Here is a 15788-nt window from a genome sequence, read left to right on the forward strand (position 1 = left end):
CCCATGACCTCCGCTTCCTCCCCTTCCTTCCCCGCAGACGCCGGCCCGCGCGTAACGATATTGGGCGGCGGCCCGGCGGGCGTCGGCGCGGCTTACATGCTCAGCCAAAGCGGCAAGGCGAAGCCGATCCTGCTGGAACGCGGCGCAACCGTCGGCGGCAATTCCGGCAGCTTCCTGCATGACGGCGTGCATTGCGATTATGGCAGCCACCGCCTTCACCCGGCGAGCGACCCCGCAATTCTCGCCATGATCCGTGGCCTGCTGGGCGATGACCTGCTCACCCGCCCGCGCCATGGCCGCATCCGCCTCAAGGGCAGCTGGATTCATTTTCCGCTGAAGCCCGCGGACCTGCTGATGAAAATGCCCAAGGGCTTTGCACTCTCGCTGCTCATGGACATGGCGACCAAGCCCTTCCGCAAGGGCGCGGCGACACCGGAAGCGGAAACCTTCGCCACCATCCTGCACAAGGAGCTTGGCCCCGCGATGTGCGAGGGGTTTTACTATCCCTATATGAAGAAGCTGTGGGCCTTGCCGCCGGAGCAACTGGCGGTAACGCTCGCCCGCCGCCGCATTTCCGGCAGCTCGATCACCAAGATCATCAAGAAGGTGCTGGGCCAGCTTCCCGGCATCAAGAAGCCGCAGACCGGCATTTTTTATTATCCCAAGACGGGCTTCGGCCTCATTAGTGAGGCGCTGAAGGCTGGGGCGGAAAGACAAGGTACGCAGGCGCAAATGGGCGCTTCCGTAAGCGCGATAGAGCATGAGGGCGGCAAGGTGCGCGCGGTGCGCTATGCCACTGCGCAAGGCGAGCAGCGGATCGAGACCGACCATGTCTGGTCGACCATCCCGCTGTCCCAACTGGTGCGCATGATGGAACCGGCCGCGCCCGCCGCTGTTCTCTCTGCGGCGGACAGGATGCGCTATCGCGGCATGATCCTGATCTACATCACGCTGGATCAGGACCAGTACACCGAATATGACGCGCATTATTTCCCGGAATTGAATGTGCCGATCTCGCGCCTGTCGGAACCGAAGAACTATTCGGCATCGTCTGAGCCGAAGGGCCAGACCGTGCTGTGCGCCGAGCTGCCGTGCGATCCGCATGAAGACCTGTGGGCGATGACCGACGATCAGTTGGGCCAGAAGCTGTGCGACTGGCTGGTGGCGACGGGGCTGCCCAAGCCGAAGCTCAAGGCCTCGCTCACCCGTCGCCTGTCCCACGCTTATCCGGTCTATGACCGCGATTTCGAGACGCACTTCGCGGTGCTGGACAACTATGTCGGCTCTGTCGACGGGCTGCTGACCTTCGGGCGGCAGGGTCTGTTCGCGCATGATAACACCCACCACGCGCTCGCCATGTCCGCCGCCGCTGTCGAGTGCATCGATGCTGCGGGCCGGTTCGATCATGCGCGCTGGGCCGAGCATCGCAAGGAATTCGAGCATCACGTCGTGGAAGACTGATGGCGGAAAGCGCACTCGTCCTCACCTATCATTCCATCTCGCACGCGCCGGGGCCGACCAACATCGCGTCCGCCACTTTCGCGATGCAGATGGAGATGCTGGGCCGGTGCGGATATACGAGCGCGCGGCTGGACGAGTTTCTCGCCTGGCATCAGGGCAAGGGCACTATGGCGCGCAAGGTGCTGATCACCTTCGACGACGCCTTCGCCGATTTCGCCGAGACCGCCGTGCCGATCCTTGCTTCTCATGGGCTTAGCGCGCTGATGTTTGTGCCGACGCGCAAGCTCGGCGGGCTGGAGGACTGGTACACCGCCCCGCCCACCAACCGGCCGCTGATGACGCGCGAGCAAGTGGTGGCATTGAGCGCGCAAGGCATGGAATTCGGCGCGCACGGCCGCACCCATGTTCCCCTGCCCTCGGTGTCCGGCCAGGCCCGCACAGACGAGATTGCGGGCAGCGGCGCGGACCTTGGCGCGTGGCTGGGAACGCCCCCGGCCTCCTTCGCCGCCCCCTATGGCGCGGTGGACGCCGACGTGATCCGCGAGATCGGCGCCCATTACGCTGTCGCTTTTGGCACCCGCTTTGCCGAGGCGCGCCGCACCGATGACCGGCATGACATATCGCGCATAGACATGCATTATTTTCGCTCTCCCCGCGTCTGGCGTAACTTTCTGGAAGGGGGAAGGCTGTATTTCCGGGCGCGGCAGGCGTTGCGAACGATTGGGCAAGCGGTGCGGGGCTGACAGGCAACGGTAAAGATTATCGTCTATGCTTAATGGCTTAACGCGCTTGATCCATACTGCAATGCAGCACATACTATAGGCTAAATCTGTTTTCAGAGGAATGTGGGCAATGACGAAATTCGCCAAAGTTGGCCAGAATATCGAGGCACAGAACGCTGGCTGGACCTTCGACGGCAAGGTCGCCGATACGTTTGTCGATCATGTCCGCCAGTCCGTGCCGCTCTATGAGGCGGGCCATGAGCTGGTCTGCCAGCTTTCCGATTATTTCGTGGACAAGACCAGCACTGTTTACGAGATCGGCACCTCGACCGGCGAGCTGATCCGCAAGGTGGCGCGGCACAACGCCCACCGCGATGGCGCGCGCTTCGTCGGCATAGATCCGGTGGGACCGATGGTTGAAAAAGCGCGGCAGCATTGCGCCGATACGCCGTCCGTCACAATCATCGAGGACGATGCCCGCCATTTCGATTTCGAGCCGGCAGACCTCATCATCTCCTACTACACAATCCAGTTCATCCCCCCGCGCGACCGGCAGCAGCTGTTCGACAAGCTGTATAACGCGCTTAACTGGGGCGGCGCGCTGATCATGTTTGAGAAGGTCCGCGCACCCGACGCCCGCTTTCAGGACATGGCCGTCGGCATGTATAACGAGTTCAAGCTGAGCCAGGGGTTCGACTGCGAGGAAATCGTCACCAAGACGCGCAGCCTCAAGGGCGTGCTGGAGCCGTTCTCGACGCAGGGCAACCTCGATCTGTTCGCGCGCGCGGGCTTCAAGGATGTGACGACGGTGATGAAATATATCTGCTTCGAAGGCTTCGTCGCGATCAAATAAGCGGCCGCACGGTTGCGGCCATGCACGGGCCGGGGTGTCAATCCTTGGCCAGCCACCTTTCGCCTGTTTCATATTGCACTGCACCCTTTTGAGTCGTATCCGACTGAAAACGTGCTTCAAGGGAAAGAGAATGGTTCAGCTTGGGATGGCAGCGGTTGCCCGCCGCAAACTGCGTAATGCCTTGATGAACGTGCGCCGCCTCTATTTCAACACGATCTGGGGCATGAAGATCGCTGAGGGCTGCGCCATCTCCTTCTCCGCCAAGCTGGACAAGACCAACCCGCGCGGCATCGTCATCGGCAAGGACAGCGCCGTGGTGTTCGGCGCATCGATCCTCTCGCATGACACCGTGCGCGGCGTGCACGTGGAAACCCGCATCGGCGAGCGGTGCAACATCGGGGCACATTCGCTCATCATGCCGGGCGTGACGATCGGCGATGGCAGCGTGGTCGCCGCAGGCAGCGTGGTGTTGCGCGATGTGCCGCCGGGCGTGATCGTGTTCGGCAATCCCGCGCGCGTGCTGGAAACCGGCATCGTCACCGGCAAATGGGGCATCATCAAATCGCGCGCGTCGACCGAGCCGGAAGCAGCCGCGGAAAAGCCCGCGAGTTAACCCGTCATTTCCTCGTTTTGAGTATGAGGCGCATAGAAAAGCGCACAACCGGAGACCAGAATGGATAAGCTTGTTGAAATCGTCGCCAAATCGTTGATGTTACCGGCGGAAAAGATCACCGAGGAGCTGAAATACAACTCCATTCCCGAATGGGATTCGGTTGCCCACATGGCGCTGGTGACGGAGCTGGAAGACGCCTACGGCATCATGCTGGAGACGGACGACATCGTCGGCATGTCTTCGGTCGCGAAAATTCGGGAAATCCTAAGCAAATATGATGCTGCGGCCTGACGCACTCGAAGGGCGCATCGCGCTCGTTACCGGCGCGGGGCGCGGCATCGGCCTCGCCACGGCAAAGATGCTGGCGGAAGCGGGCGCGACCGTGTGGCTGAACGCTCGCACGGTAGGTTCGCTGGAGCAGACCTGCGCCGAGATCGGCAATGGCGCGCGCGCCGTCTATTTCGATGTGACCGATCCCGCCGCCGTGCGCGAGGGGTTCGTTACCATCCAGAAAGAATGCAAAAAGCTGGACATCCTCGTGAACAACGCTGGGATCTTGCGTGACGCAGTGATCGAGATGGCCTCGGTCGAGCTGATGGACGACATCTGGCGCACCAACCTGCGCGGCGTGCTGCTGTGCGCACAATATGGCGCGCGGCTGATGGCGCGGGCGGGCGGCGGCAGCATCGTCAACGTCGCGTCCTATATCGGCCGGTTCGGCAACACCGGGCAGGCTGTCTATGGGGCGAGCAAGGCAGGCGTGATCGGCGCCACGCTCTCTCTGGCCAAGGAGTTGGCCGCACGGCAGATCCGCGTCAACGCGGTCGCTCCCGGCGTGATCGATACCGACATGATCGCCGATCTCCCCGCCGACAAGCGCGAGAAGCTGCTCGGCTCCATCGGCATGGGCCGGCCCGGCACGGCGGAAGATGTGGCAAAGCTTATCACCTTCCTCGCCTCTGATATGGCGGGCTATGTTACGGGCCAGGTGGTTGGCGTCGACGGAGGCCTGGTTATTTGACAGGCTTCGCTGACGCCTTTTCGATCCACGCCAGCCGCCCCTGCCTGCGCGAGCCGGACCGCACCCTCACTTATGCGGAGGCGCTGGCGCTGGGGCGGGAAATCGTTGGCCCACTGCCGCGCGACCGCGCGCTCGTGATGCTGCGCTGCTCGCTCACTATCCCCTCCGTCGCCGCCTATATGTCCCTGCTGGCAGACGGGCATGTGCCGCTGCTGCTCGAAAGCTCACTGGCCCAGCCGCTGCTCGATGGACTGGCGGAGCTGTATCGCCCGGATGTGATCCTCGATCCCGCAAGCGGTGAGCGCACCGTTTCCACCGATGCGCCGGGCGCGCTCCATTCCGACCTCGGCCTGCTGCTCACCACATCGGGCAGCACCGGCTCGCCCAAGCTGGTGCGCCTCAAGACCAGCGGCGTGGTAGCCAACGCGCAGGCCATCGCCGCGTATCTGGGGTTGAGCGAAACCGAGCGCCCGCTGCTCCACCTGCCGATGAGCTATTCCTACGGCATGTCGATCATCAACTCGCACCTGATGGCGGGCGCCAGCATCTGCCTCACGCAAAAAAGCGTGATGGAGCCGGGCTATTGGGAAGAGCTGCGCAGCCATGAGGCGACCTCGATCGCGGGCGTGCCGTTTCACTATATGGCGATCCGCCGCCTGGGCGAGAAAGGGCTGGATATCCCCAGCCTCAAGACGCTGACGCAGGCGGGCGGCAGGCTCGATCCCAGGATCATCGCCTTCTTCGCGGACTGGGCAGGGCGCACGGGCCGCCAGTTCTTCGTCATGTATGGCCAGACCGAGGCCGGGCCACGCATCGCCTATCTGCCGCCGGAACAGGCCGCCACTGCGCCCGAAGCGATTGGCGTGCCGATAGATGGCGTGACCATCGACCTGCTCGACGATAGCGGCGCGCCCGTGGCCGAGGGCGAAGAAGGCGAGATGGTCGTGCGCGGGCCATCGGTGATGATGGGCTATGCGCTGGCGGCAGAAGACCTTGCGCGCGGGGATGATCTCGGCGGCGTGCTCAAGACCGGAGATCTCGCCAAGCGCGGCGAAGACGGCCTGCTGCGCATCACCGGGCGCGCGGCGCGGATGCTCAAGATATACGGCCTGCGCGTCAACCTTGAGGAAATCGACCGCAGGTTGGCGGACCTCGGCCATAGCGCCGTCGCCTTCGGCACGGACGATAGTTTGCGCATCCTGATCGAGGGAGAGGCGGACGCGCAAAGCGTGCGCGAACAGGTGGTAGAGCTGTTCTCCCTCCCCCCGCGCGGCATAGAGGTGCGCTGCTGCCCCGGCATCACGCGCTCCGCCACCGGCAAGGTCACGGCCACCGCGCTCAGCGAGGCGTGGGAGGCTGCCGGGCAACCCGCCACTGCCGGGAGCGCCGCATGATCGAGGAGTTTTTCGAGCAACCGGTTTATGGCCTCGCGAAGGCGGAGAAGGCGGCGCTGCTCAGCCGCGAACTCGGTGAACTTACCCGCCATCATGACGCCGCCTGCGCGCCCTATCACAGCATCCTCTCCGCCTATCCGCCGGATGCGCTGCCCGGTGGCTCGGTCGCGCCGTTCCTGCCGGTCAGCATGTTCAAGATGCACAGCCTCTCCTCCGTGCCGCAGGAACAGATCTTCAAGACGATGACCTCCTCCGGCACGACCGGGCAGGCGCCCTCACGCATCTTCCTCGATGCCGAGACCGCGCAGCTCCAGACGCGTGCCCTCACCCGCATCGTCACCTCGTTCATAGGGCCAAAGCGCCTGCCGATGCTGATCATAGACCACCCCAGCGTGGTTAAAGACCGCCGCACCTTCAGCGCGCGCGGCGCAGGGATCTTGGGCCTGATGACCTTTGGGCGCGACCATCGCTTTGCGCTGAAAGATGAAACGATGGAGCTGGACTGGGAGTCGATAGAATATTTCGCGCAGAAATATCCCGATTCGCCGATCTTCGCCTTCGGCTTCACGTTTATGGTGTGGCAGCATTTCCTCCAGCAACTGAAAGCAGCGGGGCGCAAGCTGCCGTTCGCCGACGCGATCCTGATCCACAGCGGCGGGTGGAAGAAGCTGGAGGCCGAGAAGGTCTCGAACGACATTTTCAAGGGCGTGGCGAAGGATATCGCAGGCTTTTCCCGCGTCCATAATTTCTACGGCATGGTCGAGCAGACCGGCTCCGTGTTCATGGAGTGTGAGGCAGGCAGGCTGCACGCGCCCCTGTTTGCCGACATCATCATCCGCGATCCGCAGGACTGGCGCGAATGTGCGATCGGCGAGGCGGGCGTAATCCAGGTGCTGTCCGTCCTGCCGCGCAGCTACCCCGGCCATTCGCTGTTGACCGAGGATCGCGGCCGCCTGCTGGGTGAGGATGATTGCCCATGCGGGCGCATGGGCAAGACGTTCGAGGTGCTGGGCCGCCTGCCCAAGGCCGAGGTGCGCGGATGCAGCGACACCTTTGCCCAGCCGGTTCCGCAGGGCGCCGCCGCATGAGCCACGAGGCCGTTACTGCCAACCCGCTCGATGCGGTTTCCGTTGTCCTGCCGCAGGGCACAAGTCTTGCCGAGCTGTTCGCGCGCACCCCCGCCCCGCCCTTCGCGCCCGATGCGCTGAGCTTCATGGAGAGCTTTAGCCGACGCCTGCTGCGTGATCCCGCTGTGAGGCAATATCCGGAGCTGGTGGCGCTGGGCTTCTGGGCGCGGGCGGCGAGCATCAAGCGGCTCAACACCCGCTTTGCCGAGGCCTATCCGGAGGCGGTGCGCCTGGCGCGTGGCCTCGCCTTTCATGTCGCGCCGTCCAACGTCGATACGATCTTCGTCTATTCGCTGCTGCTTTCGCTGCTCGCGGGTAATGTCAACGTCATCCGCGTCTCCTCGCGCGGGGGTGATCAGGCCGATGCGCTGATGCGCGTCCTCTCCGGCGCGCTGGAGGAAACGGAGGACAGCGTGCGGGCGCGCATCGCGATCATCCGCTATGCGCATGATCGCACGGTGACGGACGCGCTGTGCGCCCGCTGCCACATCCGCGTGGTGTGGGGTGGAGACGCCACCGTTTCGACCATCCGCCAAAGCCCGCTCGCGCCCGCTGGCACAGAGCTTGTCTTTCCCAACAAATATTCCGTCTCGGTGTTCGACGCCGCCGCGTGGCTCGCCGCCGACGACAAGGCGGCGGTGGCGAAGGACTTCGTCAACGACTCGCTGTGGTTCGGGCAGGCGGCATGTTCGTCGCCCCGCGCGGTGATCTGGCGCGGGGATGAAGAGGCCACGAACGCGGCGAGCGCCAGCTTCTGGGCCGAGGTGCGCGGCGCGGCGCTGGCGGCAAATTTCCCGCTGGAAGGGGCCGATGCAGTGGCCAAGCTGCTCGCCGAACAGACCGCAGCGATCGAAGTCGGCGCTGAAGTTGTCGGCGGATCGGCGGACAATCATGTGCGCGTCATCCGCCCGCCCCTGAGCAGGCTCGGCGGCGCGCCTTTGGCCTCGGCCGGGTTTTTCGAGGATTACCGCATAGGGGGGCTGGCAGATCTGCTGCCCCACATCGCGGAAAACTGGCAGACCGTCACCAGCTTCGGCATCGCGCGCGAGGATTGGGCGGGCTTCCTTGGCCAGCATCAGCCGCGCGGCATCGCCCGCATCGTAAAGCCCGGCCACGCGCTCAATTTCGACAGCCTGTGGGACGGAGTCGACCTGCTCGCCCAGATGACGCGGCTGGTCGTTATCGAATAGGGGCTATTCCCAGCCTGCCGCATCGCGTGGACAGGCAGGATAGTGCGTGGAAGAGGCCTTGGGCTGTTCGGTCAACGTGGCGACATCGCCGCCCCGCAACAGAACCCGTCCCCCGCCCCCCGCCGTCGCGATGATCACCTCGCAACGCAAAATGCGACCCGCCAACCCGTTGGACCGCTGGAGATGATAATGGCCCGCCCGGCCCATGCGCAGCGTCACCCACTCCCCGCCCCGTGGCTCCGGCATAGGCGTGTTGAGGCGGCGATGCACCTTGTCCAGCAGCTTCATCACCGGGCCAAGATCGGCCTTTACGGCCAGCACCAGCCGCCCATCAGGGTTACGAAAAGCGACCGAGTTAAGCCATGTCTGGTCGCTCTTGCTGCCGATGCGCACTGCGCCGGGGTCCACCACGCGGAACACTGACGCAAGCGCCGTCGCTTCGGGCAGCAGCTCCACTTCCGCATCGGCCTTGCCCGGCTCCGTCACCCGCAGCATATTGCCCGGAGCTGTCGCCACTCGGCCAAGATCAGGCGTGGCGATGTCATGCTTCTGAAAACTGCTGATGTTCGCCTGTGTCAGATCCTCGAACAGGATGTTGGCGTCTGCGCGCGCGAATTCGAGCATCGCCGTCTGCGCCTTGATGCCGGCGGCGCTTTCACGGATGCGGCTGTAAGCCTGTTCGGTCGGCTGGATGCCATAGCGGTGGTAAGCCAGCACCGACACCTTCTCCGCCGCGCCGGGAATGCTCGCAATTTCCTCCATATAGCGTGGCGCGCGGCGCGCCACGGTGGTTGAAGGCGCGATGATGCGCGGGGTGACGCCCTGTTCTTCCAGCCTACGCGACACAGCGATGATCGCGGAGCCGATACGCCGCCCCACCCATTCCTCGGTGTTGTCAGGCTCCAGCACGATCTCCAGCGCATCCGGCGTCAGACCATATTTCTGCTTGAGATGTATATAAGCAGCGGCGATCAGCTCGGCATATTCCTCCGGGTTGGTGGCATGCGAGAGCTTGCCCTGCCGGTCGCTCCATTTCGAATCGACATAGCTCAATGAAAATCGCATCGGGCGCCCCAGCCCTTTGGCGATCCGTATCGATGGCAGGACGAAATTCTCCACCCGGAAATCCAGCTCGGAGAACTGGAAGCCCTTGGGGTTCAGCACTTTGGGGTCGGCGTTGTCGTTGATCTTCTCGTAGGCGTGCTTCTTGAAATCGCTGTAGGAGAGGGCCCCGTTGCGGAATTGCGACCAGTAATCGACCGGATTTTCCGCCCCACTCCGCAGTTCCAGCCGCAGGCGATTAATGCCGCCTTCCACGATCATCTCAGTGAGAATCCGGTCGCGCGCGGGCATCCAGCTATCATCAAAGCGGTTTGCGCGCCGGTTGAATTCCCACATTTTCGCGTTGGCTTCCCACGCGTCCATCGTCTGAAACGATTCTGTGGGAACCAATGTCACGCTGGCGGGTTTACGCGCATTGCAGCTGCATAGTGCGAGCACTGCTGCTGCCAAAGCGGAAAAACGTGATATACCCCAGCCCATCATGGGCTTTCTAGCCCTATCTTGGCCCCGCGTCAAAAGCAGAGCGGCGAATCGTGGCGGGCTATTGCGCGCGCCGCAAACCGAGACGGGTCTGCACTACCACCAGCACATAGGCGAGCGGCGCGTAGATATGATAGCAGAAGTGCATCGCCATCGCGCCCAATGACCGGACAAAGCCGAGGCGCTTGGCGAGAAAGCCGAAAAATGCGCGGTTCAGCCAGATATAGAGCAACGCGATCAATCCGCATCCGATGGCTATGGGTTGCGTCAGAGGCGGCATAACCAGCGCCGCCAGCCCCGTGGCCAGAAGGCCCGCAACCACCAGCAACGCCAACAACGACTTCAGCCGCTCGATATGGCTGATGTTGAGATCGGCCTCGCCGGTCTTGCCATCGACGATCAGCCGCGCCCACGGCAGCGCGCGGCGCACGACATCGGTGTGCCAGACGCGCCAGAGGCTCCAGTCTTTCCAGTGCTTGCACAAGGCTTCGGGCACAAGGCGGATACGATGCCCGGCGGCGACCACGCGCGCACCCAGCTCGATATCCTCGATGCTAGGATGCTTGAACATCACCACATCAAAACCGCCCGCATCGAGAAAGACTTTGCGGTCAATGAGGCCGAGACCGGACCAGAAGGTCTTGGCCTCGCGCTTGCCGCGCTGATGCACGAAATGGTGGCGCAAATTGGCGTAAAGGCTCGTCACCCGCTGAGACCATGGCGCATCGTCATAGGAACCAAAGGCCGCCTTCGCGCCGTGGGCCTGCATATCCGTCACCAGCTGCTCCAGCGCATTGTGCGAGATCACCACATCGGCATCCACGAACAACAGCAGGTCTGACTTGGCAGCCTTGGCGGCCTCGTTGCGGCCATGCCCCGGCCCCTTGGGCTTGCCATCGTTGCGAATGACAGTGGCGCCAGCCGCGCGGGCCATGTCGTCGGTCGCGTCGGTAGAGCCGTCGCTGAACAGGATCAGCTCGTCCGGCTTCCAGCCCATCGCGTTGATCGCGTCAAGGCAGCCGGGCAGGGTCGCTACCGCATTATAGGCAGGGATGATGACGGCAACGGTCGGGCGCGGCGCGGCAGACATGGCGCAGATCAGGCCACTTCGCGGATCGGCGGTGTGGCAGGGGCATCGGCAGCATCGGCGATCTCCGCAGACGCCTCGACATCCTCATTATGCTCCTGATCGACATCGACTGCCCACAGATCATGCGATGCGCCGAGGATATTATCCACCGCCAGCGTTGCCGTGAGGACCGAATGATCCATGTTGTTATAGCTGTGCATGCCGTTGCGGCCGACAACCTGAAGATTGCTCATGTCCGACAGCCAGCCGCGAATCATATTGAGCGCCTCGCGATATTCGTCGTCGTAAACCGGGTAGGCCTTGTGCTGGCGGATGACCGCACCGTCCTTGACAGAGGCCGCCTTCGCCAGCCCCAGCATCTCTATTTCCTTGGCGGCGAGCTTGATGAGGTCTGCGTCGTCCGCACTCCACATTTCGTCGCCTTCTTCGCAGAAATACTCCATTCCGATGCTCGATTTGCCGGCTTCTGGCACCATATCCTCGGACCAGGACCGGAAATTCTGGATGCGGGCAGCCTTCACCTCAGGGTCGTGAATATAGATCCAGTTGTCCGGGAATGGGTCAGGACCGTCGACAATCAGCGCCACAACCATGAATGCCCGATAGCGCAGCCGCTTCGCCGCAGCCTGAATCGCAGGCGGGGCGGGTGGCACCATCCCCAGTATCATCGTGGAAATAGGCATGGACGAAATGAAGTGATCCGCCTCCAGCCGGGTCGTCACCGTCTCGCCATCCTGAACCGACTCGACTTCAATCGCTGTCACCATATTGCCTTCGCGATGGACGCGCATGGCAGCCGAATTCATCCAGATCTCGCCGCCCTTTTCCTCGATCTTGTCGCGGAAGGCCTCCCACATCATGCCGGGGCCAAGGCGCGGATAATCAAAGCTCTCGACGATGTTGCTCGTTTCGTGCGAACCGGAGAGCGCCCGCACAACGGCCTTGCGCAGCGACATATTGCGGATGCGCTGGATCGCCCAGTCGGCGCGGATCGCCTTGAACTGCTTGCCCCATACCTTCTGTGTGTAAGGGCGGAAGAAATACCAGAACAGACGGCCGCCAAAGCGGTTGGTGATCCACTGCTGGAAATTCTCCTCTTCCTTATGCGGCATGAAGTTCCATTTGGCATAGCTGGCGAGAATCAGCGCGGACTCATAGATGCCCATGTTCTTGAGCGCATTGAACAGGCGCAACGGATAGTCGAAATATTTGCCGCGGAAGAAGATTCTGGTTTGACGCGTACGGCGCAGGAACGGCTCCGGCATGACCTCGTTCCACAGAGCTTCCACCCTGCCTACACGCGTGACAAAGCGGTGGCCGCCAATGTCAAAGCGGAAATTCTTGTAGCTCTCTGTGCGGGAAATGCCGCCAACCTTGTCGCTTTCTTCCACCACAATGACATGATGCAGGTTGCTGTGCTTCTGCATCCAGTAAGCAGCAGACAGACCGGCAGGCCCACCGCCGATGATAGCGAGTGTCTGGCGACCATCGGCGCTATCCTTGGTCCGAACCTTGGAGGTTGCCGCAAGGCGCGTCTGATACCATGCGATGGTGGGGCCCAGCCCCTCGCGCAGCTTCAGTGTCGGCGCCCAGCTTAGAAGCTCGCGCGCACGGCTGATATCTGGCCTGCGGATATGCGGATCGTCCTGCGGCAGATCTTTATACACCACCGGCGATTTGGAATTGGTCATCGTCGTGACGATCTCGGCCAGCTCACGCACCGAAAATTCTTCGTCATTGCCGATATTGACCGGCCCGACCACGGAGCCTTCAGAGTTCATCAGGCGTATCAGGCCATCGACCGTGTCATCGACATAACAGAAAGAGCGAGTCTGCGAGCCGGAGCCATAAACGGTCAAGCCCTTGCCGGTCATCGCCTGCGTCACGAAATTGGGCACGACACGGCCATCGCCTACGCTCATGCGGGGGCCATAGGTGTTGAAGATGCGCGCAACGCGGATTTCGACATTATATTGCCGGTTGAAATCGAAGCAGGCGGTCTCGGCAGCGCGCTTGCCTTCATCATAGCAGGCGCGCGGGCCGGTGCAGCTTACCGCGCCGACATATTTTTCCGGCTGCGGGTGAACTGTGGGATCGCCATAAACCTCGCTGGTGGAAGCCTGAAGCAGGCGCGCGCCCTTCTTCTGGCAGAATTCCAGCGCGTTAAGCGTTCCGACCACGCAGGTGCGCAGCGTACCAATCGGGTCCGCCTGATAGTGGATCGGCGCCGCAGGGCAGGCGAGGTTATAAAACTGGTCGCAATCCAGATCCGGCAGCGGATCACGAATGTCACTCTGGAGAAAGTGAAAATTGGGATGCGTCGAAAGCTCTGCCAAATTGGAGAGCGCGCCGGTTTGCAGATTGTCGATGCACCAAACCTGATGCCCTTCGGCGACCAGCCGGTCGCACAGATGCGAACCGATAAATCCCGCGCCGCCCGCGACAATGATCTTCACGCTTTCACCCCTGTAAACCCTGACTTGTCGTCCAAACGGCAATCAATCCGCTCGCCCCTCCCTATCGCTGAAAGGTTAACGCTTGTGCTAACGCTGCTAATTCAGACGAAATGGAGAATCACTTCATATTGCTGAACTATCGGGCAAATCAAATACGAAGCAAGTTCGTTTATCATGATTGGCAACCATGGGTCCGACAGAGTGCCGTCGCCTATACTGTCATTTCCAGAACCATGTTGCACGAGTGCCCCGTCTCACTCGCTCGCGGCGCATAATCCACCATATCCATAAGCCGGTTCCGCCCAGCACTGCCATCAACACACCGGCAACGCCGCCCACCACATGCCCTGCCATGCCCGCGATGCCGAGGGTATGGAGCATCAGTACCAGAAGGCGTATCTTCTCAATCGTGCTGCCGCCCGGTTTAGGCGCATCGCTGCCCGGCTTTTGCGCGCCCGTTTCAAGATCGATTTGGACCGGGCGCTCAGCTCCGGCAAATTGGACAACTGCGATAGGCGCTCCTTTGCGCGACTCCAATCTCAACATCTCAACCGCCCGCCCGCCGGAAAGCAACTCCACCCGCGCGGAAAGTCCCACCATATCGAGGGGCGGCACAGGGCCACGACGAGCCGCCGCCGCCTGGCGCGCCTTTTCGCTGAAGCCGCCCACTTCATCAATCTGGAGCAGTACTCCCGTTCCCGCCATCAGGACCAGCAACACGCCAGCAACTACACCAAGCCAGCGGTGCCAGCGGCGCCAAAAATTCATCTGATCACTCCCTGCTCTGTAATATGGCTCGCGCGATACCGCGCCCATCCTATCGCCAGTGCCAGCCATGGAATCAGCCATACCACCCGTGCCTGATACCGCGGCGCCACGCCTGAAAAAATTGCGCAGACAGCTGCATTGGCCAGCAAACCAGTCAACATGATGACGATTACAGACCGCTGCGCGCTGCTCATGCCCCGCCACATCCAGAGCAACGCGAGTAAGCCCAACGCCACCATAGCATCATTCACAGCCTCCAGGCCAGCATAGAGCGCAGATTGCCGCGCCTCTCCAGGCGGTGTACGCAGAATGATATCGCCAGCGGCATTGCGAACGATCTCGCTATCATAGCGAAAATAATTCAGCCGGAAGACGATGAGTTGCTCCGGCACGTCATGCGCCACAAGATAGAGCTGCTGAAGCGGGTATCGCTTGGTCGTCTCTATGATTATCGTGCGCTCTTCGGCTCTCACCCTGTCGAGTTGCCTCGGTGTGGCGCGGACAATGAGACTGTCTTTGCTCCACAGCATCTCCTGCACCGTTAGCGGGATACGTGTGCCGTATACCTCACAGATTGCATAGCGTCGGGGATTTTTGCACTCTTCCTCCAGATACCAGCGTGCCGGGCCGTTATCCACTGCGCGCGCCAGCGCCAGTGGATAATGTTTGGGGGAGATGCTGGCCTTGCCGAAGCCGATCAAGCCGGAGAGCATGACCAGTGCAACGCCAAGCAGTGCAGGCGTCCACAGGATCGTCAACGTCTGCCCCAGCTTTGTTGGCCCCCAGCGACGCAGCAAGACGAGTAGCGGGGTGATTGCGAGAGCGGTGCCAAGAGCAATCGGGGGATGGCTGGTGTGGAGAGATACGCCCAAGGTGGCGATGCCAAGCAACAGCAACCGCATCGCTCCGCTGAATCGCGCCCAGAAAAACGGCAATATTGCCATTACCCCGATCATTACCGGGGCATAACAATCCGGCATGATGAAGGTGATAATGGGCGCCAGCGGGCTGGCAAAGCCGCACAGCCCCGCCATAAGGACAAAGGGGCGCCAGCCCGGCCCGGCCACCCCCTCAAACAGTGCCACGAGCGCCAGCGCGGTAGTGGCTGCCTGAAACACCGCCAGCCATGCCATCGTCATGCCCGGCCCGCCCAGCACATATCCAAGCACGCTGTACGGGATAGACCGTGCGACCTTGGTATCCTTGCCGCCCTCAGCCGCGGGGGCGGCAACAGGGCGAGCCTCTTTGCCTGCACCCAATGCAGCGGGCATCTTTCGGGCTTCAGGCGCTGCCATATGCAATTTGCGCAGCATAAAGCTTACAGCCTGCTCACCGCCATTTTGATAGGCTGCGCTGTCATCCATATAAGCCGGGCGACCAAAGAGCAGCAGCGGCCATAGCAGGAGCAGCGCGAACAGGGCGCTGCGCAACAGATATATTCGATTAATCGAAACTTTCAGCATAGACTGATCTGCACCCGACATCACCTGCCTCGTTCCCCCCGGAAAAGCTGCATCAGCCGCTTTTATACGGTAATTCTTTGCGTACGAG

At 62.1% G+C, this 15788-nt stretch carries 14 protein-coding genes; 9 read left to right on the top strand and 5 right to left on the bottom strand.

The annotated features are described in order from the left end of the window. Positions 1–3: 3 nt before the first annotated feature. The 9 genes from EQG66_RS12655 (at position 4) to EQG66_RS12695 (ending at position 8381) form a co-directional block, all read left to right on the top strand. Positions 4–1461 carry an FAD-dependent oxidoreductase gene (locus EQG66_RS12655; RefSeq protein ID WP_129404961.1) on the top strand — a complete coding sequence of 486 codons (1458 nt, stop codon included), beginning with the start codon at positions 4–6 and terminating at the stop codon, positions 1459–1461. Next, positions 1461–2204 carry a polysaccharide deacetylase family protein gene (locus tag EQG66_RS12660; protein WP_129404962.1) on the top strand — a complete coding sequence of 248 codons (744 nt, stop codon included), beginning with the start codon at positions 1461–1463 and terminating at the stop codon, positions 2202–2204. The genes EQG66_RS12655 and EQG66_RS12660 overlap by 1 nt, the downstream gene beginning before the upstream one ends. A 109-nt stretch (positions 2205–2313) precedes the next feature. Continuing rightward, a complete protein-coding gene (locus EQG66_RS12665) occupies positions 2314–3036 on the top strand; it encodes a methyltransferase domain-containing protein (RefSeq protein WP_129404963.1) in 723 nt (240 codons plus the stop codon). 130 nt (positions 3037–3166) lie between these two features. Beyond that, on the top strand, positions 3167–3649 hold the full coding sequence (locus EQG66_RS15720; RefSeq protein ID WP_164975676.1) for an acyltransferase: 483 nt from the start codon (positions 3167–3169) through the stop codon (positions 3647–3649). A 60-nt stretch (positions 3650–3709) separates the two neighbouring features. Continuing rightward, entirely contained in the window at positions 3710–3940 is a 231-nt protein-coding gene (locus tag EQG66_RS12675) for an acyl carrier protein (protein WP_129404964.1), read from the top strand. After that, complete coding sequence (locus EQG66_RS12680) at positions 3924–4670, top strand: SDR family NAD(P)-dependent oxidoreductase (RefSeq protein ID WP_220428667.1); 747 nt, start codon at positions 3924–3926, stop codon at positions 4668–4670. Before EQG66_RS12675 ends, EQG66_RS12680 begins: the two co-directional genes overlap by 17 nt. Further along, entirely contained in the window at positions 4667–6064 is a 1398-nt protein-coding gene (locus EQG66_RS12685; RefSeq protein ID WP_129404965.1) for an AMP-binding protein, read from the top strand. The genes EQG66_RS12680 and EQG66_RS12685 overlap by 4 nt, the downstream gene beginning before the upstream one ends. Beyond that, complete coding sequence (locus EQG66_RS12690; RefSeq protein ID WP_129404966.1) at positions 6061–7152, top strand: LuxE/PaaK family acyltransferase; 1092 nt, start codon at positions 6061–6063, stop codon at positions 7150–7152. The genes EQG66_RS12685 and EQG66_RS12690 overlap by 4 nt, the downstream gene beginning before the upstream one ends. Beyond that, complete coding sequence (locus tag EQG66_RS12695) at positions 7149–8381, top strand: acyl-CoA reductase (protein WP_164975677.1); 1233 nt, start codon at positions 7149–7151, stop codon at positions 8379–8381. The genes EQG66_RS12690 and EQG66_RS12695 overlap by 4 nt, the downstream gene beginning before the upstream one ends. A 3-nt stretch (positions 8382–8384) precedes the next feature. On the opposite strand, the gene EQG66_RS12700 is transcribed toward EQG66_RS12695, so the two are convergent. The 5 genes from EQG66_RS12700 to EQG66_RS12720 all read right to left on the bottom strand — a co-directional run bounded on the left by EQG66_RS12700 (position 8385) and on the right by EQG66_RS12720 (position 15700). After that, positions 8385–9806: a glycoside hydrolase family 30 beta sandwich domain-containing protein gene (locus tag EQG66_RS12700; protein WP_164975678.1), complete on the bottom strand. Its 1422-nt coding sequence runs from the start codon at positions 9804–9806 to the stop codon at positions 8385–8387. 178 nt (positions 9807–9984) lie between these two features. Continuing rightward, a complete protein-coding gene (locus EQG66_RS12705) occupies positions 9985–11013 on the bottom strand; it encodes a glycosyltransferase family 2 protein (protein ID WP_129404969.1) in 1029 nt (342 codons plus the stop codon). Positions 11014–11021: 8 nt separating this feature from the next. Next, positions 11022–13469, bottom strand: a complete 2448-nt coding sequence (locus EQG66_RS12710; RefSeq protein WP_164975679.1) for an NAD-dependent epimerase/dehydratase family protein — start codon at positions 13467–13469, stop codon at positions 11022–11024. A 219-nt stretch (positions 13470–13688) separates the two neighbouring features. After that, positions 13689–14237 carry a PepSY domain-containing protein gene (locus EQG66_RS12715; RefSeq protein ID WP_164975680.1) on the bottom strand — a complete coding sequence of 183 codons (549 nt, stop codon included), beginning with the start codon at positions 14235–14237 and terminating at the stop codon, positions 13689–13691. After that, the gene (locus EQG66_RS12720) at positions 14234–15700 is read right to left on the bottom strand and encodes a hypothetical protein (protein ID WP_220428668.1); all 1467 of its coding nucleotides are present in this window, start codon (positions 15698–15700) and stop codon (positions 14234–14236) included. The genes EQG66_RS12715 and EQG66_RS12720 overlap by 4 nt, the downstream gene beginning before the upstream one ends. Positions 15701–15788: the final 88 nt, after the last annotated feature.

The sequence above is a fragment of the Sphingobium fluviale genome (assembly GCF_004122115.1).
Lineage (GTDB): Bacteria > Pseudomonadota > Alphaproteobacteria > Sphingomonadales > Sphingomonadaceae > Sphingobium > Sphingobium fluviale.